Source organism: Haloarcula sp. MBLA0163, from assembly GCF_055632435.1.
On record NZ_CM145745.1, the window covers coordinates 75664 to 95622 of the forward strand.

The window sequence follows — 19959 nt, forward strand, 5'->3', positions numbered from 1 at the left end:
GGACCAGCGGCCCACCAACGAACTGCCAGCGAGCCGCTTGGGCCGTCCGCGCGGACTGGTCGGCGGGGTTCTCGCTGGGTCTCGGAACCGGCCGGCCGCTAGTTCCGCTTGAGCACGTACAGCGCCGCCGCCCCGCCCAGCACGAGTGCGAACAGGTAGCTGGCGACCCGATAGAGGATGGCGACAACCGTCGCGTCGGTCTGGCCGACGCCGGTCAGCGCGACGAGCAGGACCACGAGGGCCGTCTCGACGGCGCCGGACCCGCCCGGGGAGGGGACCAGTCCGGCCAGCGTCGACGCCGGGACGACGAAGAACACGAGCAACAGCGTCAGGTCGGCGCCGATGGCCTGCGCCGAGAAGTACAGCGGGAGGGCGAAGAACACCCACCCGACGTACGAGAACAGCAGCGCCTTCACGAGGGCGCGGCGGTCACGCGCGATGCGCTGGAAGGCCTGTTCGGTCTCGCGCAGTCGCTCTCGCAGGCCCGCGAGGGTGACGCGGGGGGTCCTGCTGGCCAGCGGCGCGACGGCGCCGAGCAGCGCCCGCCCGAGTCGCTTCCGGAAGCGCCAGCCGACGGCGGCGACGACGGGAACGCCCACCGAGAGGACGACGAGACCGCCCGCGAGCGGTTCGATGGCCTCCGGGAGCGAGCTCCCGTACAGCAGGGCCGCGAAGCCGACGCCGGCGAACGTGACGAACGGGAACAGGTTCAGCAGGTCCGCCGTGACGACGCTCGCGAGGCTGTCCTGGTAGCTCGCCTCGGTGTCCCGCGAGAGGACGTAGGCGATGAACGGCTCGCCGCCGGCCTGCCCCAGCGGCGTGACGTAGTTCGCGAACGTCGCGGCGTAGTAGGTGACGACGAGCCGGGAGAACGACTCGTCGATGCCGGCCACGCCCAGTACTATCTGCCACGCCTTCCCCCACGCGGTGAGACACAGCGCCGTCGAGACGCAGGCCAGCGCCAGCCACCCGAGGTCCGCCCGGAGGAGGCCCGCGACGACGTCGGCCGTCCCGACGAAGTCCACGAGGAGGTAGACGACCAGCCCCGCGACGGCGAAGCCCAGCAGTATCTGGGCGACGGTGCGTCTGTCGGCGAAGTCGAGGGCGGGGCTGTCCGAGGGCACGTCAGTCGATGTAGCCGAGGTCCTGCAGTCGGTCTTTCGTGTCGTCGTCCATCTCGTCCAGGACCTCGCCGTCGGCGCCGTCGGCCTCGTCCGGCCAGTCGGCGTCCACCGACTCGACGAACTCCCACAGGGCGTCTTCGAGGTGGGTCGGTTCGTCGTCGGTGTCCACGAGGTTCTCCGTCTCGCCGGGGTCGTCGGCCACGTCGTAGGCCTCGTCCGGGATGCGCGTGCAGTGGATGTACTTCTCGCCGGCGGTGCGGGCCGCGCCCATCCGGGAGTAGAAGCGCGACTGCTCGTCCAGTTCGATGCCGGCGGCGTCTGCCTTCCCCTCCAGCTGACGCAGCTCGACGACCGGCTGGTGGTACTCGACGAAGCCCACCTCGCCGCGGGGCACGCCGCCCACGTCGCCGGCGAACTCGCGGTAGTCCGCCGACAGCAGGGAGCGGGCCGACTGGAGCGGTTCGCCGCGGCCCTCGGCACCGGCGGCGTCCAGCACCGTGTGGTAGAGGTCGACCAGTTCGACCACCGTCTCTTCGTCCCGCCCCGGTTCGACCTCGGGGTGTTTGACCATCAGCGGGACGTTCACCAGCGGGTCGTAGATGCCGAACTCGTGGCCGTAGAGGCCGTGTTCGCCGAACAGTTCGCCGTGGTCGGCACAGACGACGACGGTGGTGTCCTCCCACTGCCCGGTCTCCTTGAGGTGCGAGAACAGGCGGTCCAGTTGGTCGTCGATGTGGGCCAGTTCCGCGTCGTAGAGGCCCTTGATGTCGGCCCACTCCGCGTCGTCGATGTCCCGGGCCCCGCAGTTGTACTCCTTGGAGTTCTGGCACACCTCGGTCGAGTCGACGCCGGGCGCGAACTCCTCGGCGTACGCCTCGGGCGGGTGGTAGGGGAGGTGGGCGTCCATCAGGTTGATGAACGCGAAGAAGTCGTCGCTCTCGTCGACGAAGTCGATGGTCTTGTCGATGACCTGCGGGGTCTTCGTGTCGCCGCCGCCCCCCTCGGCGAGGTGCTCGTGGATCTTGTTGCCGACCTGCACGAGGCGGTCGGCGACGCCCCGGAGGGTGTCGTTGTCGTTCATCGTCTTCCAGAGCGTCGCCAGCGGCCCGGAGAGCAGTTCGCTGGGCATTATCTGGAAGAAGTTGTCGTGGTCGTCGAACCCGGCGGTGAGGTTCGTGTAGCTCGTGATCCACGCGTTCGAGGAGTAACAGGCGGTGTCGTAGCCGGCCGCCGACAGCGACTCCGCGAGCGTGGTCGACCCCTCGAGGTAGGGGTTCTCCTGGGTGGCCCCGTGTTCGCTGGGGTACTTCCCGGTGAACAGCGAGGCGTGGACGGGGAGGGTCCACGGGGCCGGCGCGACGGCCTGTTCGAAGACGGCGGCTTCCTCGGCGAACTCGGCCAACCGTGGCGTCGTCTCCATGTCGGGGTCGTAGACGGACAGCCGGTCCTTCCGGACCGTGTCCAGTACGACGAAAAGCACGTTCGACCCGTCCGTGTCGGTCATACTGGGACCATCTCCGCGACGACGTTAAAACGGTGTGATTTCGACCACGGGCGGCGAACTCCCGGTCTGCGAGCGGTTCAGACGCGCTCGAAGGAGAGCGTCGTCGTCCCCGGCCGTGCCGTCACGGCGAGGGTCGCCCCGTCGGCGTCGGGGTGGGTCCACCCATCGGGGACGGCCACCACCAGTTCCTGTGGGTCCTCGATGTCGAGCGAGATGCCCAGCCGACCGCCGGCGTCGTCGGCGTCCCACGCCACGCGTTCCAGTCGCGACCCGATGTCGGCGCCGATCACGAGTGACAATCGCGTCGTTCGACGGTAGCGGCCCGCTCCATACGGATTCAACTTACCCCCGCTTCCGTCCGACCGGATCTCGTTCACTGATACTAGACGGACGGTTATATCATAATTTGTACCGGTATCCACGCCATCGACGATATTTAGCCGGCTAACCGCACTAGAAAAACGGTATTATCGGATGGATGGATGTGTAGCAAAAATTATTAAATAACTGACTATCATGGCTGTAGGTACGTAGATGACTGACCGAAACCGACGACTGAACCGACGAGATGGACGTCGCTATAGACGACTACGTCACACAGACCGAATAACATGATTATCACTGACTACGATCTCTACGAAGTACCGCCACGCTGGCTGTTCCTGCGACTGGAGACGAGCGACGGCATCGTCGGCTGGGGCGAACCTGTCGTCGAGGGCCGCGCTCGCACCGTCCGGACGGCCGTCGAGGAACTGCTCGACACCTACCTGCTGGGCAAGGATCCCCTGCGCATCGAGGACCACTGGCAGACGATGTACCGCGGGGGCTTCTACCGCGGCGGCCCGGTGCTGATGTCGGCCATCGCCGGTATCGACCAGGCGCTGTGGGACATCAAGGGCAAGCACTACGAGACGCCGGTGTACGAACTGCTCGGCGGGCAGGCCCGCGACCGGATGCGCGTCTACCAGTGGGTCGGCGGCGACCGCCCCGAGGGCGTCGCCGAGGCCGCCCGCGAGAAAGTCGACGAGGGGTTCACGGCGCTGAAGATGAACGCCACGGCCGAACTCCGCCGGGTCGACTCCCCCGCGGCGGTGCAGGCCGCAGAGGACCGTCTGGCCGCGGTCCGCGAGGCGGTCGGCGACGACGTCGACATCGGCGTCGACTTCCACGGCCGCGTCTCGAAGTCGATGGCGAAACGGCTGGCAGCGGCTCTGGAGCCGTACGACCCGATGTTCATCGAGGAACCGGTCCTCCCCGAACACAACGACGCGCTGCCGGAACTAGCGGGCCACACGACCACCCCCATCGCCACCGGAGAACGGATGTACTCCCGGTGGGACTTCAAGGAGGTGTTCGAGGACGGCTGTGTCGACGTCATCCAGCCCGACCTCTCCCACGCCGGCGGTATCACCGAGGTCAAGAAGATCGCCGCGATGGCCGAAGCCTACGACGTGGCGATGGCGCCCCACTGCCCGCTGGGCCCCATCGCACTGGCGGCGTGTCTGCAGGTCGACGCCTGTTCGCCGAACGCGCTCATCCAAGAGCAGAGCCTCGGCATCCACTACAACGAGACCAGCGACGTGCTCGACTACCTCGAAGACCCCTCGGTGTTCCAGTACCGCGACGGCTACGTCGACCTCCCGAAGGGGCCGGGGCTCGGCATCGACATCGACCACAGCTACGTCCGGATGCAGGCCGGCGAGGTGGACTGGCACAACCCGGTCTGGCGCCACGACGACGGGAGCGTCGCGGAGTGGTGAGATGACCCGCTCCGACGACAGCCCCACCGCAGTCCTGCGGGACGACGCCTCGCCGAACGACGGAGGCGGGCGATGACCGTCGGCGTCTGCTACTTCCCCGAACACTGGCCCCGCGAGCGCTGGGCCCGGGACGTGGAGCAGATGGCCGACGCCGGCGTGGAGTACGTCCGGATGGCCGAGTTCTCGTGGTCCCGCATCGAGCCCGACCCCGGCGAGATACGGCTCGACTGGCTCGAGGAGGCCGTCTCGCTGGTCGGGGACCACGGCATGGCGGCCGTCCTGTGTACGCCGACGGCGACGCCCCCGAAGTGGCTCGTCGACGAGCACCCGACCATCCTGCAGGAAGAGCCCGACGGCACCACGCGCCACTACGGCAGCCGACGGCACTACTGCTTCAACTCCCCGGTGTACCGCGAGGAGACACGGCGCATCGTCTCGACGATGGCCGAGCGCTTCGCCGACTCTCCCCACGTCGTCGGCTGGCAGACCGACAACGAGTACGGCTGTCACGGGACCATCCGCTGCTGGTGTGACGACTGTGCGGTGGCGTTCCGCGAGTGGCTCGAGGCCAAGTACGGCGATATCGAGTCGCTCAACGAGGCCTGGGGGACGACGTTCTGGAGCCAGCACCTCCGCTCGTTCGCGGAGGTGGACCCGCCGCGCCACACCGCCGCCGAACACCACCCCTCGCGCCTGCTGGACTACTACCGGTTCAGCTCCGAGAGCGCCGTGGCGTACAACGCCGTCCACGAGGAACTGCTCCGGGAGGCAGACGACGACTGGTTCGTCGCCCACAACTTCATGGGCGACGTCGACTCCTGTGACGTCTACGGCTTCGCCGACGACCTGGACCTGATCGCGTGGGACTCCTACCCGACCGGGTTCGTCCAGGACCGCCGGCCAGGCGAGGCCAGCGCCGACGAACTCCGGGCGGGCGACCCCGACGAGGTGGGGCTGAACCACGACCTCTACCGGGGGGCCAAACAGCAGCCCTTCTGGGTGATGGAACAGCAACCCGGCGACGTCAACTGGCCGCCGTACGCGCCCCAGCCGGGGGAGGGCGCGATGCGGCTGTGGGCCCACCACGCGGTGGCCCACGGCGCCGACGCCGTGCTGTACTTCCGGTGGCGACGCTGCCGGGAGGGCCAGGAGCAGTACCACGCCGGCCTGCGCAAACAGGACGGCTCGCCCGACAGGGGGTACCACGACGCCGCCGACGCCGCCGCGGAACTGGCCGACCTCGACCTCGGTCCGGTCGACGCCGACGTGGCGGTCCTGCACGACTACGACAACCTCTGGGCGACCGGTATCCAACCCCACGCCCCCGACTGGGAGTACTGGAGCCACATGCGTCAGTACTACGCCGCGCTCCGGGCCCGTTCGGTGCAGGCCGACGTGGTCCACCCGGACTGGGACCTCTCGGGGTACGACGCCGTCGTCGCGCCCGCCCTGCACCTCGTCGACGACGCCCTCGCCGCGAAGCTGGCGGGCCTCGTCGCGGACGGCACCGAACTGCTGTTGACGGTCCGGTCGGGCTACAAGGACCCGTACAACAAGCTCCCGGACGCCCCGGCCCCCGGCCCGCTCGCCGAGGCCGTCGGCGCCACGGTCGACCAGCACGAGACGGTCCCGGCACAGATGGACCGCCGTGTCAGCTACGACGGTGGAACCTACGGCTACCGCACCTTCGCGGAGTGGCTGGACACCGACGGCGCCGCGACTGTCGGCACCCACGTCGGTGGGGTCGGCGACGGGCACGCGGCTATCACCGAACACGCCCTCGGCGAGGGCCACGTCGCGTACTGCGGCGTCTGGCCCGAGGCGGACCTGGCCGACGCCGTCGTCAGCGACCTGCTGGACCGGGCCGACGTGGCCCACTCCGAGCGCCTGCCGACCGGCGTGCGCGCCGCCGAACGCGACGGCTACACCTGGGTGACGAACTTCACGAGCGACCCGGTGGCGCTGGACGCCCCCGACGGCGCTCGCTGGGTCGTCGGCGACGACACCGTCGGCCCGTTCGACGCCGCCATCTACGAGGGCGCTTCGGCGCCCCTCTCGCTCGACGAGGGGTAAGCGGTCGTTCTGCCCGGGATTGCTCCCGACGGTTCACTGCGGATTCGTCAGGCGCAGGTGCCGCGACGACCGGCACGACGGAACGACGCGGGAGAACTCGGGCGACGACGGAGCGGACCACGCCGGAGACGCGGTCGCCACTGATTGGGAGCGAAGCGAACGGTCGGCCGGGTGCTCCACGTGGTCGCGTGGAGCGGTGAGGGCGGAGTGCCGACCCGACGGAGGAAGAACTGGCTCAGAACGGCGCTTCGGGGCCCTCGTCGTCGTCGCCGCCGATGTCGCCACCGCGGGACTCGCCGGGGAACGAGGGGCTGGCACCGCCGGCCATGCCCTCCTGCTGTTCCTGGCCGGTACGCGCGACGACTTCGCTGATCTCGGGGATCTCCTTGGTCATGCGCGTCTTGATGGCCTGGATGGTCATCGGCGAGATGCCACAGCCGGAACAGGCGCCGCCCAGACGGATGGTGACGCTCCCTTCTTCGCGGTCTATCTCCTCGATGGCCGCGCTGCCGCCGTGCATCTGAATCTGCGGGAAGTTCCGGCGCAGGAAGTTCGTGATGCGCTCTCGCAGGTCGTCCCCGTCCTCTGTTTCCGTGCTCATAGTGACAGTACGTCCGGGCCGGGGAGGCTTAGACCTTTGGACTGATGCGTTCGGCACCCCGTCAGTCCGCCGCTGGGGCCAAGTTTGAAGCGCGCCCGCGACGCCGATGTGGGTATGGCTAGCACGGACGACGCGATGCGGCGCTTCGAGGTCCCCGACTACGACGACTTGCCCGAGGACCTGCAGGCACGTATCGACGAGGAGACCGACCGCGCGGGCTTCACGCCGAACGTCTTCTCGGCGATGGCCTATCGCCCGTCGCACTTCCGGGCGTTCGTCGCGTACCACGACGCCCTCGTCGAGGAGACGGAACTCGAACGCGAGGAGGTCGAGATGATCGTCGTCGCGGTCAGCGGCGTCAACGACTGTCTGTACTGCATCGTCGCCCACGGGGCGCTGCTGCGCATCTACGCCGACGCGCCGAAACTGGCCGAGCAGATTGCCTCGAACCACCGGACCGCGGACGTCGGCGAGGCACACCGCGCGATGCTCGACTTCGCGGTGCAACTCACCGAGCGCCCCGCGACGGTGACCGAGGCCGACATCGAACGACTGGAGGACCACGGGTTCAGTCGCCGCGCCGTCTGGGACATCGGCAGCGTCGCGGCGTTCTTCAACCTCTCGAACAGGCTGGCCCACCTCGCGGACATGCGACCCAACGACGAGTTCTACGAGCTCGGTCGCGGCGACGGCTGAGGCCGGTCACTCCACCGCGATGCCGCCCTTCATCCCGAGCGAGAAGTGGGGCTCGCAGTGGTAGAGGACGATGCCGGCCTCCTCGAGAGCGCGCGTGTACTTCACGCCCGACCCGCCCTCGGGCTCGCCGGAGCTGAACTCGTAGTCGGACTCGCCGAGCTGCTCCTCCGGGAGCGCCTCGACGTTGTGCGGGTTCCCCTCGCCGGTCCAGTTCCACCGGACCTCCGTGCCGGTCGAGACGACGAGCGCCGAGGGCGCGTACGCGAACGCGCCGCCGTTGCCCTCGGCGCCGACGTCGACGGTCACGCTGTCGCTGTCCCGCTGGTCGACGAACGACCCGTCGTACGTGTCGTCGGCCCCGCCCAGTTCCGTCTCTGTCAGCCACTCGTCTATCGTCGGGTAGTCGTCCCCGGTGACGCTGTCGGCGCCGCCGTCGCCGCCGTCGCCACCGTCGCCGCCGTCGCCGCCATCGCCACCACAGCCAGCCAGACCAATCACGCCCGCCAGACTCGCCGCTCGGAGGACCTGCCGCCGTGACGCTGCTTGTCGGGTCATGGCTAACCATCGCCTACACCGTCTGATAGTTATCCGTACTCTTCCCGGCTCGAACGCCCACAGAGCCGCGTTTGGTACCCGCTACACACTGTCCGCCGCTTCCCGGCGGACCCCCGATGGCGGTCTGGAGCGGGACGGCTACCACGCCTCGACCGGTCGCAACCACGGCTTTCGACAGCCCCGGCCGCCGGCCTTCGACCCGATAAGTCGGGCTTATCGAATCCTTGCCTGCGGGTAACTAATCATACGATAGACGGAGGGGTCGCCATGGGTCACCGCCCGCTCTCGCGTCTCCTGCTGGCCCTCCTCCTGAGTCTCTCGGTCGTCCTCGCGACGGCGTTCGTGGGCGCCGGCGCGCTCACGGACACGTCTGCGACCGTCTCGTCACCGGATACGGCGTTACAGGTGGCGACGGAGACGAACACGCCGTCGATTCCACCGACATCGACGGATACACCCGAAACGACGCCGACACCGACCCCAGAGCCGACGGAGACGTCCACGCTGGAACCGGCTGCGACGCCCACGCCAACTCCCACGGACACGCCGACGCCCGAACCGACGCCTACGCCGACACCCACGCCTACGCCGACGGAGACGCCCACGCCGACAGCCACAGCGACGCCTACGCCGACACCCACGCCTACGCCGACGGAGACGGCGACCCCAGAACCGACTGCGACACCCACGCCCGAACCGACTCCGACGCCCGAACCGACGGCTACCCCGACTCCGGAGCCGACGGAGACGGCCACCCTGGAACCGACAGCTACACCGACGCCAGAACCGACTCCGACGCCTACGCCGACACCGACAGCTACACCGACGCCCACGCCGACAGATACTCCAACACCCACGCCCACGCCGACAGATACTCCAACACCCACGCCCACGCCGACGGATACTCCGACCGAGACACCGACGGAGTCGTCGACACCACCACCAACGCCGACACCTACCCCGACGCCGACACCCACACCAACGCCGACGCCTACTCCGACGCCGACACCGACCCCCACCGACACGCCCACCCCGACGCCGACGCCCACCCCGACGCCGACGCCCACCCCGACACCGACGCCCACACCGACACCCACGCCAACGGATACCCCGACTGAGACACCGACGGAGTCGTCGACACCACCACCAACGCCGACGCCTACTCCGACGCCGACACCGACCCCCACCGACACGCCGACGCCGACGGATACTCCGACCGAGACGCCCACGGACCCCTCGACCCCTCCACCGACGCCGACACCGACACCAACGCCGACGGACACGCCGACACCGACCCCCACCGACACGCCGACGCCGACAGAGACGCCCGCTCCAACCCCGACCGACACGCCGACGGACTCGCCGACGCCGACCGCGACACCGACTGACACACCGACGTCCACGCCGACCGACACGCTCACGCCGATACCGACCGGGACCCCGGACCCGCTGTTCCCGCCGCTGTTCCCGTCGTCGCCGACCCCGACGGACACGCCGACCCCAACGCCAACGCCGACGCCGACCCCGACGGACACGCCGACGCCGACCGACGCGCCGACGGCGGCACCGTCGAACAGCGGCGGTGGTGGCGGCAGTAGCGGTGGCGGCGGAGGGTCCTCGGGCGGCGGTGGTTCCAGTTCGAACGACGACGGCCCGTCGATTGTCTCGGGCGACGACGGCGGGGGCGACTTCGGGAGCAGTTCGGACGACTCCGGTGACGCGAACGCCCCGGGAAGCGACCAGCTGCGCGTCACGCAGTCCCAGACGGCCGACGGCGTCACGGTCACGATTCGCGGGGCCACCGCCGGCGACAGTGCGACGTCGTCGTTCGACCTCGGGGGGTCGTCCTCGCAGGCGTCGGGGGTGTCGCTCTCCAGCGTGAACGTCACGTTCGCCGCCGACCGGTCGACCGTCGAGGCGACGGTGTTCGAGCCGACGACCGACGCCGGGCCGCTGCCGCCGGTCCCGCGCGGCGACGCGATGGGGTACGTGGCCGTCGAGACGGACCTCGACGACGAGGCCGTCGGGAGCGTGGCCGTCGCGATGCGACTCGACGCACGGGCCATGCCCGCCAACCGCTCGCGCGACAGCGTCGTCATCTACCGGTACACGAACGGCAGTTGGGCGGCGCTACCGACGCGGTACGACAGCAGCGCCGGCTTGTACCTCGCCAGCGCCGACGGCCTCTCCTCGCTCGCGGTGGCCTCGCTGGAGCCGGGACAGGTCCGGGTCGTCAACACCTCCAGTCCCCCGGACTGGGCCAGAGAGGGGTACCGGACCAACGTCACCGCGACGGTCGAGAACCCCGGCGACCGGCCCGCCCAGCGCAACCTGACCGTCACCGTCGACGGGCGCCCGGTCGCCAACGAGACGGTCCGGCTCGAACCCGGCGAGCGCGAGGAGGTCACCATCGGGTTCCCGGCCGGCCGCGGTACCGTCGCGGTCGAGGGGACCGAAGCGGGGCGGATGAACGTCAGCGACGCCAATCAGTGGGACGACGACCCGCCCTCGGGGCTCTCCGCCGGCGACGGCCCCGGGTTCGACCTCGGACTGGTGGCGCTCCTGTTCGTCGGTCTCGTCCTCGTCGGGGTGGCCCGGCGACTCCGACGGCTCCGGCGCTGACGGCCTGTAGCGCAAGCGATTTGTCGCAGTCGAACGACGCTCCGGTGATGCCCTCCAGCCAGCCCCGCCACAGACGTAGCTCCGCGCTCGCCCAGCCACTGCACCGACCCGCCGCCGGCACGCGCCGGCACCCGCGGCGGTGACGATGCCGTCGTTCGTCACGCGACTCGGCGACGGGTGGCGGCGGGCGCTCGACGTCCTCCCCCTCGCGCTGGTCCCCGTACTGACCGCGCTGTTGAACACGGAGAAGCTCTGGTCGGTGCTGACCTTCGACGGCTTCCACGTCGGGTTCCGACTGTCGGCACCGGTCTCGGTCGTCGACGTCTGGACCTTCGTCGACCCGCCGGGGCAGGGGGTCACGGTCCAGACCGGCGTCCCGATGGTCGGTTTCCCGCAGGCGCTCCTGGTCGTCCCGGCGGCGCTGGCGCTGCAGGCGGCGCTGGTCGCGGGCTACTTCGGGAGTCTCCGTGAGTCGCTCGTCGCGGGCCGGTACGACTTCGCCGCCAACGTCCGCCGGTTCTTCCTGCCGTTCCTCGTGCTGACCGGCGTGCCGGTGCTCCTCTTCCTGCCGCTCGGCCTCGCCGCCGGCGGCGGACTGGACGTGCTGTTCCCGCTCGTCGTGCTGTCGATTCCGGTGTTCCTCGGCCTCGCGTACCTGTTCGCCGCGACGCCGTACCTCCTCGTCCTCCGGGAGACGGACCTCCTCGACGCGCTCCGGGCCTCCTACGGCCTCGCGATAGCCGGCGGTGCGTACCTCCGGTACCTCGTCGGGTTCGCCCTGTTCGTCCTCGTGCTCTCGCCGTTCGCGTCGCTGCTCGTCGTCAACGTGCCCGTCGTGGGACTGCTCGTCGGCGTCGCGGGCGGCGCCGTCATCGGCCTCGCCGCCAACCTCGCGACGATGCGGTTCGTCGCCGACGTCGACCCCGAGTCCCCGCAGGTGGGGCCGTGGGCCGACGGGGACGCCAGCGATTAGCCGTCGAGTTCGAACTCGATTCGCTCGACGTCGGCGCCCTTCGACGTGCGGTCCGTGACGCGGATACGGCCGATTTCGCCGGTGCGGTCGACGTGGGTGCCGCCGCAGGGACAGGTGTCGAACTCGGCTATCTCCACCACGCGCAGGGGGTCGACGTGGTCCGGAATCAGGTCGAGTTGGGTCCGCCCCTCCGGCGTCGCGGCCTCGACGTCGGCCCGCGGTCGCTCGGCCTTCGCGACGGGCAGGTCGGCCTCGACGACGCGGTTGGCCTCGCGCTCGATGGCCGCCACGTCCTCGGCGTCGAAGTCGGCGGGCTCGAAGTCGATTCGCGAGCGGTCGACGTGAATCTGGTTGCCCGCCGTCGCGGCGTCGAACTCGTCCAACACCACGCGGGAGACGACGTGCTGGGCGGTGTGCATCCGGCGCAACCGCTCGCGCCGGTCGGCGTCTATCTCGCCGGTGACGGTCGTCCCCGCCGTCGGCACCGCCCCCTCGATGTCCGCGACGTAGTGGCGCACGTCGCCGTGGTTCTTGCGCACGTCCCGGACCGTCGCTTCGCCGCCGTCCCACGAGAGGCGGCCGCGGTCGGCCGGTTGGCCGCCGCCCTCGGGGTAGAAGTACGTCCCGTCGAGGACGACGTACTCCTCGGTGGCCTCGGTCACCGTCGCCTCGAACTCGGTGACGCCGTCGGCGTCGGGGAGGTAGCGGAGGTCGGTCATGGGCGTCCGTTGGCGGGCCGGGTGCAAAAGCCGTGGGCCCGCGGTGAGGGCAGGTGCCGAGACCGCGACGGCCGACGGCCGCGTCCCCACACTGTCGATGAGTAGCCGCCACGCCGGTCGAGCGATACCCGCGACTCTGGCGGCGACGACGGCGACCAGCACCGTGGGGACGACGTACCTGACGAGTGGGTACAGCCCTGCGAGTTCCGTCCGGACGGCGTCGAGGTCCGCGGCGTAGACGAACGCGGCCACGATGAGGACGGCCGAGACGGGGAGCGCGAACGTCCCCACGGTCGCGTCCACGACGTCGAGGACGGGGACGCCGGCCAGCGAGAGGTCCAGCGGGCTGTAACTCAGCGCCGACGGCGTGCCCGCCAGCACCATCCCGCCGGTGAGCAGGGCCGTCGCGGCCCGGCGGTCGAGACGGGTCGTCGTGACGGCGGCGACGCCGACCTCCAGCATGGCGACGGCGGAGCTGAGCGCCGCGAACGCGAGCAGGCCGAAGAACGCGACGGCGACGGGCCGTCCGAACGGCATCGTCGCGAACGCCGTCGGGAGCGTGGTGAACGCCAGCTCCGTCCCGAGCGTCGGCTGGAGGCCGAAACTGAACACGATGGGGAAGATGACCAGCCCCGCCGTCAGCGCCGCGCCGACGTCGGCCACCGTGATCGCCAGCGCCGACCGCGTCAGGTCGGCGTCGTCGTCGACGTAGCTCCCGTAGGTCAGCATGATGCCCTGCCCGACCGACAGCGAGAAGAACACCTGCCCCACGGCGGCGCTCCAGAGGGCGGGGTCCGACAGCACCGTGAGGTCGGGCGTGAACAGGAAGGCCACGGCCCGGCCCCACTCGGGGAGCGTCGCCGCGTAGGCCGCGAGGAGGGCCAGCAGGACGAACACCAGCGGCAACAGGTACGTCGCGAGGCGCTCGATGCCGTCGCGGACCCCCAGCGAGACGACGCCGCCGGTCAGGAGCGCCGCGCCGACGAAGTACGCGACCGGCCGCCAGCCGTCGGTGAACGCCGCGAACGTCGTCCCGGGGCCGACGCTCCAGGACACCAGAAAGCCGAGCACCCACCCGGTGAGGACCAGGTAGTAGCTCAGGACGAGGAGGACGCCGGCGACGACGGCCCACCCGGCGACGGCGTAGCGGTCGCCGACCACGCGGAACGCCGAGACCACGTCCGTCCGGAGCGCGCGCCCGACGGCCAGTTCGAGGACGAGGAGCGGCACGGCACAGACGGCGGCCGCGACGAGGTACGGGACGAGGTAGGCACCGCCGCCGTTCTGGCCGACGACGGCGGAGAACCGCCAGATGTTGCCGAGGCCGACGGCGGCCCCGACGGCGGCGAGCAGGAACCCGACCCGGGAGGACCAGCGCTCGGTCGTCATACCCGTCTCTGCTCGCGCGACCGGGTTAAACGTCCGCTCGCACGGCACCCGCCGAACGGCCGTCGGGTGTCTGACGCTGGGCTGACGGCGGGCGCGTGGACCGACCGCTGTCGGCCGGTTTTCACTTCCGATGCGGTTGGCAGAGGTATATACTCGGGCCGCCCGTCCGCCCGGCTATGTTGGAGCAGTTGAAACGAGCCGTCGGCCGGGGGACACCGTCACAGACAGCTCCGTCCGGGGCGTTCCGCGAGTGTCGCCGGTGCGGGACGACCCTCGAGGAGGCCGTCGACGGCTGTCCCGCCTGCGGGTCGACGGACATCGCTCGCTACGACCTCTGAGGCCGCCGTCCCGGGCCGTGCCAGCGGACTCCGGCGACAGTGCGAATAGATACCGTACCTCGGAGATAGAACGGTTATTACGGTCCGGCCCCTCTCGGAGGCATGCATACCGGTTCGTCGTCGGTTGCCATCCTCGGGGGCGGGGTCGGCGGCCTGAGTGCGGCACAGGAGCTCGCGGAGCGCGGTTTCGCGGTGACGGTGTACGAGGCCGACGACGCGCTGGGCGGGAAAGCGCGGAGCTTCGAGTACGAGGCCGATACCGAGGGACCACCCCTGCCGGGCGAACACGGCTTCCGCTTCTTCCCGGGCTTCTACACCAACCTCAGGGACACGATGGCCCGGATTCCGCTGGCCGACGGCGGGACCGTCGCCGACAATCTGGTGCCGACCAGCGAGACGCTCGTCGCCGCCGTCGAGGGCGGCGAGTCGCTCTCCCGCTCGGCGACGCCGCGGACCGTCTCGGAGTGGGTCGACGCGCTGCGGCCGACCATCGGCAACGGCGAACTCACCGCCCGGGAGACGAACTACTTCCTCCGTCGACTGCTGGTGTTGCTCACCAGCGGCCGCCGTCGGCGCGAACGGGCGTTCGACGGCCTCACGTGGTGGGAGTTCGTCGACGCCGAGGCCCGGTCGCCGGCCTACCGGAAACACCTCGCCGAGAGCACGCAGGCGCTCGTCGCGATGCGGCCACAGATAGCGAGCGCCCGCACCATCGGGCGCATCTACGTCCAGTTGATGTTAGACCAGATAGAGCCCCGCCGACCGACGGAGGCGGTGTTGAACGGCCCGACCAGCGAGGTCTGGATACGGCCGTGGGTCGCGTACCTCCGCTCGCTCGGCGTCGCGTTCCGGACCGGGACGCCCGTGACGGCCATTGAGTCCGACGGCCACCGCGTCACCGGCGTCGTCGTCGCCGGCGCGGACGGTCCGGAGACGGTGACGGCCGACCACTACGTCGCGGCGGTCCCCGTCGAGGTGATGGCGCGGCTGCTCACCCCCGCACTGACCCGCGCCGCGCCGTCGCTCGCGGGCGTGCGGAAGCTCGACACCGCGTGGATGAACGGCCTCCAGTTCTACCTCACCGACGACGCGCCGCTGGCACACGGCCACCAGGCCTACACCGACTCGCCGTGGGCACTGACCTCGATATCACAGGGCCAGTTCTGGGCCGACGGCCCCTTCGACCTGACCGAGTGCGTCGACGGGTCGGTGCGGGGCGTCCTCTCGGTCATCGTCTCGGACTGGGAGACCCCCGGCGTGCTGTACGACAAACCGGCCAGCGAGTGTACGCGCGAGGAGATCGTCGACGAGGTCTGGGCACAGATGACCGCCCACCTCAACCGCGAGAGCGAACGGCTCTCCGAGGCGGCGCTGTACGACGTGGTCGTCGACCCCGCCATCGTCGAGGCCGACGGCGGGGGCCGGATGGACAACCGGTCGCCGCTGCTCATCAACACCGTCGGGTCGCTCCGGCACCGGCCCGACGCGGTGACCGAGGCGCCGAACCTCGTGCTCGCGGCCGACTACGTGCGCACAGAGACGGACCTCGCGACGATGGAGAGCGCGAACGAGGCCGCCAGACGGGCCGTCGCCGGCGTCCTCGAGCGCACGGGCGTCGGGTCGCCCCCGACGGTCTGGGGGCTCGACGAACCGTCGGTGTTCGAGCCACTGAAGCGACAGGACGACGTGGCGTGTGCGCTCGGCCTGCCACACCCCGGCGAGACCGAACGGGGCCTCGGTCGCCTCCTCCGCGGATTCAGAACTCGGGCGGGCGCGTGACCCCGACCCACGGCGCGGACGGCGATACGGTATCGACCGACGACCGACTGGCCGCGGCCGTCGCCACCTCGACCACCGCCGAGTTCACCACGGTCCGCGACGGGCGGCCGGCGACGGTCCCGGTGACGCCGACCTACGACCCGACGACCGACCGGATAGTCGTGAGCTGTGCGCCGGCCTTCGCCGAGAAGGCCGCACGGGCCGCGGCGACACCGACTGTCGGCCTCCTCCTCCACGGGCCCGACGGTCCCCTCCACGTCACGGGGACGGCGACGGTCGACGACGACGACCTCGAGGCGAACGCGCGCCGCCTCCAGCGACTGTTCGAGGCGGAACCCCTCTCGGAGAAGCGGACCGCGATGCTGGACGCGGCGTCGTTCATGCGGTCCCGCCTCGGCCTCCTGTTGCTCGACTGGTACGGGCTTCGCGTGCTGATAGAGATAGCGCCCGAACGAGTCGACCGACTCGACCGGCACGGAACCGGGCGCGTGGAGGCGTGGCCCGCGGCGGACGTCGGTGCCACCGAGGCCGCGCGCTACGACCGACTCGTCGCGACGGCCGTCGACGCCGACGGGCGACCCCGGACGTGGCCGGTCGACGGGTTCGACCTGTCCGAGGACGCCCTCGCGCTCTCGCCGCCGCCCGCGGTCTCGCTCACCGACGGCCAGCCGGTCTGCGTGCTCTGTCACTGGCACAGCGCCGGTCTCGACGACCTCGCACAACGTGTCGTCCGCGGCCGGGTCCACGTCGTCGACGGCGTCCCGCGTATCGTCCCGGGCAGCACCACCCGGTGGCGCAACGTGACGGTGCTCGACGCGCTCCGATTCGTCGTCGAGGGCAAGCGACGGACGCGCCGGTACTTCCGCGCCCGCGGCGAGACGTATCGGGTCGTCCCTCGGGCGCTCTTCCGCCGCCACCCGTTCTGACCGGGTGCGGCTCACGGTCCCGACAGCGGCCGGCCACGTGTCGTCATATATCCACTTCCCCGACTCTATCTGGCAATACACAATTCGAATGGACAGATATGGAGGCAAAATACGGGAGAAACTTACACTTTGGGATAGAAGGGTAGAAATTGAAAGTAGCAGATTCACAATTCGGGAAAATATTTCTACACGTGCAAAATATGGTATCACATTTGCATATTCTGGCGTATATACAGCTCGCGTCGGCGTGCCCGGCCGGTCGAACCGAGTCGGCACCGTCCGGGACATCGACGCCGTGGCGCGTTCGTGGTCGTCCCGCTTCGCCGCTATCTGCAGGCCGTCCACCTGCAGACGTGGTCGGTGTCGCTTCGAGAATGGACTGTCCGGGATGGCCGAACGACGTCTCATCCGAACCCCCACGACGACGGCACTTCGTCACACCGCTGTCTCGCTCAGGCGACCGATACCTGGCTCCAGCAGGTGTCGAGTGGCACGAACCGTCTACGACCTGGGATAACGAAAGTACTATTGTTACGAACGTCGTTAAGGGCCGCTGAACGAGTTTCCAGGCTGACGGCATGTTCGTCGCCCTCTCGGAACGGGGGTTCGGCTGGCGAGACGTCCGAACCGGTGGTCGACGTCTCCGAACTGTACGGGTGCCGTCGCCGTACGGCGACCGGTCCGTCAACCGATAGCTATCCGAAGCTTTTACTCACAGTCCTCGGTACGGCTACGCGATGAAAGACTGGCTCGACGGCTACGACGACCGCGACTGGCAGACGACCACGGACGGCACCGTCCGATACGCGCTCCTCGGCCTCGGGTGGTGGACCGTCGACGTCGCCCTGCCCGCTATCCGGAACTCCGACCTCGGCGAGGTGACGACGTTCGTGAGCAGTTCGACCGAGAAGGCCGAGCGACTGGCGGCCGACCACGACGTCGCCCACGGCATCAGCTACGACGAGTTCCACGACGGCGCCGCCACGGACGCCTACGACGCCGTCTACGTCGGCACGCCGAACGCCTACCACCTCGCGTACGTCGAGAGCGCGGCCGAACACGGGAAGGCCGTCCTCTGTGAGAAGCCCATGGAGTCGACGGTCGAACGGGCCGAACGGATGGTCGACGTCGCCGAGAGCGCCGACATCCCGCTGATGATAGCCTACCGGATGCAGACCGACCCCACGGTCCGGCGAGCGAAGGAGCTGGTACAGGACGGGTTCGTCGGCGAGCCGGTGTCGGTCTACGGCAACAACAGCCAGCCGCTGCTGGAGATGATACCCGACCACGACCAGTGGCGCCTCGACCCGGACCTCTCGGGGTACGGGACGTCGGTGATGGACCTCGGCATCTACTCGCTGAACACGACGCGGTTCATCCTCGACCGGGACCCGGTCACCGTCCAGTCACAGATGAGTTCCCACCACGAGGCGTTCCACGCGGTCCCGGACGAGCGGTCCGGGGCGCTGCTCACGCTGGAAGACGGCGTCCGGATGGTCACGACCGACAGCCAGCGCGCCCACGGGGACTCACAACTCAAGATAACCGGGACCGCGGGCCAGATCGACCTCCGGCCGGCGTTCCACGGCGAGTGCACGATGCACCTGTCCCGGGGCGACATGACCGCGACCGTCTCGCACGAGGGGTTCGACTCCCAGCGCGAGATGCGCGAGGAGTTCGACTTCTTCTCGGACCGCGTGCTCACCGACGGGGAGATAGTCGCCGACGGCCGCCACGGACTGGAAGACATGCGCACCATCCGGGCCATCCATCAGGCCGCCGAGAGCGGCGACGTCGTCGAGCTGTAACGGCCCGCCGACCCGCTGTTCGGGCCGTCGACGGGGCCGAGCGGTCGAGCCCTCGCGACAGACCACTAGCTTTATTCGCCCGTCGCTCGCCACTCCGGTATGCGATTCGGCATCCTCAGCACGGCAGCCATCGGGACCGGTTCGGTGATTCCGGGCATCCGCAAGAGCGACCACGAGGTCGGTGCTATCGCCTCCCGGGACGGGACTCGGGCCGAGGCGGTCGCGGACCGGTTCGACATCCCCGACGCCTACGAGGGGTACGAGACGATGCTCGCGGCCGACGACCTCGACGCGGTGTACATCCCGCTGCCCAACGGCCTCCACGCCGAGTGGATCCGCCGGGCCGCCGACGCGGGGCTGCACGTCCTCTGCGAGAAGCCGCTCACGGGCAGCGCCGAGGAGACGGCGGCGGTGTTCGACTACTGCGAGGCCCGGGACGTGACGCTGATGGAGGCGTTCATGTACCGGTTCCACCCGCTGACCGAGCGGGCGGTCGAGGTCGTCGACACCGAACTCGGGGCGGTCCGCAACGTCACGTCGACGTTCACCTTCCGGATGCCCGACGGCGCCGACGACATCCGACTGGACCCGGACCTCGCGGGCGGGAGCGTCATGGACGTGGGCTGTTACGCCGTCAGCGCCGCGCGCCAGTTCCTCGGCGACCCCGACCGGGTGTACGGCGTCACCAACGACTGCCGGGACTGCGGCGTCGACACCGAGATGACCGGGATTCTGGAGTACGAGGGCGGTGCGACGGCCCGCGTCCAGTCCGGGTTCGAGACGCCGCTCACGCAGTACTACCGCGTCGAGACCACGGACGGGTGGCTCCGGGCCGAACCGACCTTCGACATCGGCGCCGGGACCGCGACCGAACTGACCTACGGCGTCGGCGACCGGACGGTGACCGAGCGGTTCGACCCGACCGACCACTACACGCTGGAGGTCGAGCACTTCGCCGACTGCGTCGCGAGCGGCGAGACGCCGCGCGTCGACCGCGCCGAGAGCGTCGCCATCATGGAAATCATCGACGCCATCTACGAGAGCGCGGCGGCGGACGGTCCGGTCGGACTGGACTGAGGCGTCAGTTCTTCC

The 19959-nt window shown here is 69.8% G+C and carries 17 protein-coding genes and 1 pseudogene; 10 read left to right on the forward strand and 8 right to left on the reverse strand.

From position 1 onward, the window contains the following. Nucleotides 1-98: 98 nt before the first annotated feature. The 3 genes from ACV7GQ_RS00370 to ACV7GQ_RS00380 all read right to left on the reverse strand — a co-directional run bounded on the left by ACV7GQ_RS00370 (nt 99) and on the right by ACV7GQ_RS00380 (nt 2927). Nucleotides 99-1124: a lysylphosphatidylglycerol synthase transmembrane domain-containing protein gene (locus ACV7GQ_RS00370; protein ID WP_470311583.1), complete on the reverse strand. Its 1026-nt coding sequence runs from the start codon at nt 1122-1124 to the stop codon at nt 99-101. Nucleotide 1125: 1 nt separating this feature from the next. Beyond that, entirely contained in the window at nt 1126-2628 is a 1503-nt protein-coding gene (locus ACV7GQ_RS00375) for a sulfatase-like hydrolase/transferase (protein WP_470311584.1), read from the reverse strand. A gap of 77 nt (nt 2629-2705) precedes the next feature. Next, a complete protein-coding gene (locus tag ACV7GQ_RS00380) occupies nt 2706-2927 on the reverse strand; it encodes a hypothetical protein (protein ID WP_470311585.1) in 222 nt (73 codons plus the stop codon). A 312-nt stretch (nt 2928-3239) separates the two neighbouring features. Between ACV7GQ_RS00380 and dgoD the strand changes: the two genes are divergently transcribed. Both dgoD and ACV7GQ_RS00390 read left to right on the forward strand, forming a co-directional pair. Continuing rightward, the gene (gene dgoD, locus ACV7GQ_RS00385; protein WP_470311586.1) at nt 3240-4388 is read left to right on the forward strand and encodes a galactonate dehydratase; all 1149 of its coding nucleotides are present in this window, start codon (nt 3240-3242) and stop codon (nt 4386-4388) included. A 72-nt stretch (nt 4389-4460) separates the two neighbouring features. Further along, on the forward strand, nt 4461-6461 hold the full coding sequence (locus ACV7GQ_RS00390; RefSeq protein ID WP_470311587.1) for a beta-galactosidase: 2001 nt from the start codon (nt 4461-4463) through the stop codon (nt 6459-6461). A gap of 235 nt (nt 6462-6696) precedes the next feature. Here ACV7GQ_RS00390 and ACV7GQ_RS00395 read toward each other — a convergent pair whose 3' ends face one another. Continuing rightward, nucleotides 6697-7062: a NifU family protein gene (locus tag ACV7GQ_RS00395; protein ID WP_470311588.1), complete on the reverse strand. Its 366-nt coding sequence runs from the start codon at nt 7060-7062 to the stop codon at nt 6697-6699. A 114-nt stretch (nt 7063-7176) separates the two neighbouring features. Between ACV7GQ_RS00395 and ACV7GQ_RS00400 the strand changes: the two genes are divergently transcribed. Beyond that, on the forward strand, nt 7177-7758 hold the full coding sequence (locus ACV7GQ_RS00400; protein WP_470311589.1) for a peroxidase-related enzyme: 582 nt from the start codon (nt 7177-7179) through the stop codon (nt 7756-7758). 6 nt (nt 7759-7764) lie between these two features. Here the strand turns inward: ACV7GQ_RS00400 and ACV7GQ_RS00405 are convergent, their stop codons facing one another. Beyond that, nucleotides 7765-8313 (reverse strand): halocyanin domain-containing protein, encoded by a 549-nt coding sequence (locus ACV7GQ_RS00405; protein WP_470311590.1) that lies wholly within the window; start codon nt 8311-8313, stop codon nt 7765-7767. A gap of 272 nt (nt 8314-8585) precedes the next feature. Then, on the reverse strand, nt 8586-10202 hold the full coding sequence (locus ACV7GQ_RS00410; protein WP_470311591.1) for a hypothetical protein: 1617 nt from the start codon (nt 10200-10202) through the stop codon (nt 8586-8588). Here ACV7GQ_RS00410 and ACV7GQ_RS00415 point away from each other — a divergent pair. Further along, on the forward strand, nt 10192-10935 hold the full coding sequence (locus ACV7GQ_RS00415) for a DUF7407 domain-containing protein (protein WP_470311592.1): 744 nt from the start codon (nt 10192-10194) through the stop codon (nt 10933-10935). The genes ACV7GQ_RS00410 and ACV7GQ_RS00415 overlap by 11 nt on opposite strands. A gap of 145 nt (nt 10936-11080) precedes the next feature. Then, nucleotides 11081-11908: a hypothetical protein gene (locus tag ACV7GQ_RS00420; RefSeq protein WP_470311593.1), complete on the forward strand. Its 828-nt coding sequence runs from the start codon at nt 11081-11083 to the stop codon at nt 11906-11908. Here ACV7GQ_RS00420 and ACV7GQ_RS00425 read toward each other — a convergent pair. Beyond that, nucleotides 11905-12627 (reverse strand): alanyl-tRNA editing protein, encoded by a 723-nt coding sequence (locus ACV7GQ_RS00425; RefSeq protein WP_470313126.1) that lies wholly within the window; start codon nt 12625-12627, stop codon nt 11905-11907. The two genes, ACV7GQ_RS00420 and ACV7GQ_RS00425, sit on opposite strands and share 4 nt — an antisense overlap. Before the next feature lie 177 nt (nt 12628-12804). After that, nucleotides 12805-14016: pseudogene (locus ACV7GQ_RS00430) on the reverse strand (sodium-dependent transporter); the annotation flags it as partial. A gap of 176 nt (nt 14017-14192) precedes the next feature. Between ACV7GQ_RS00430 and ACV7GQ_RS00435 the strand changes: the two are divergent. From ACV7GQ_RS00435 to ACV7GQ_RS00455, 5 genes are all read left to right on the forward strand, one after another. Next, on the forward strand, nt 14193-14354 hold the full coding sequence (locus ACV7GQ_RS00435; RefSeq protein WP_470311594.1) for a hypothetical protein: 162 nt from the start codon (nt 14193-14195) through the stop codon (nt 14352-14354). Between the two features lie 102 nt (nt 14355-14456). Continuing rightward, nucleotides 14457-16133 (forward strand): hydroxysqualene dehydroxylase, encoded by a 1677-nt coding sequence (locus tag ACV7GQ_RS00440; RefSeq protein ID WP_470311595.1) that lies wholly within the window; start codon nt 14457-14459, stop codon nt 16131-16133. Then, complete coding sequence (locus tag ACV7GQ_RS00445) at nt 16130-17059, forward strand: pyridoxamine 5'-phosphate oxidase family protein (protein WP_470311596.1); 930 nt, start codon at nt 16130-16132, stop codon at nt 17057-17059. Before ACV7GQ_RS00440 ends, ACV7GQ_RS00445 begins: the two co-directional genes overlap by 4 nt. Before the next feature lie 737 nt (nt 17060-17796). Next, complete coding sequence (gfo6, locus tag ACV7GQ_RS00450; protein ID WP_470311597.1) at nt 17797-18867, forward strand: D-xylose 1-dehydrogenase Gfo6; 1071 nt, start codon at nt 17797-17799, stop codon at nt 18865-18867. A gap of 99 nt (nt 18868-18966) precedes the next feature. Then, complete coding sequence (locus ACV7GQ_RS00455; protein WP_470311598.1) at nt 18967-19944, forward strand: Gfo/Idh/MocA family protein; 978 nt, start codon at nt 18967-18969, stop codon at nt 19942-19944. Nucleotides 19945-19959: the final 15 nt, after the last annotated feature.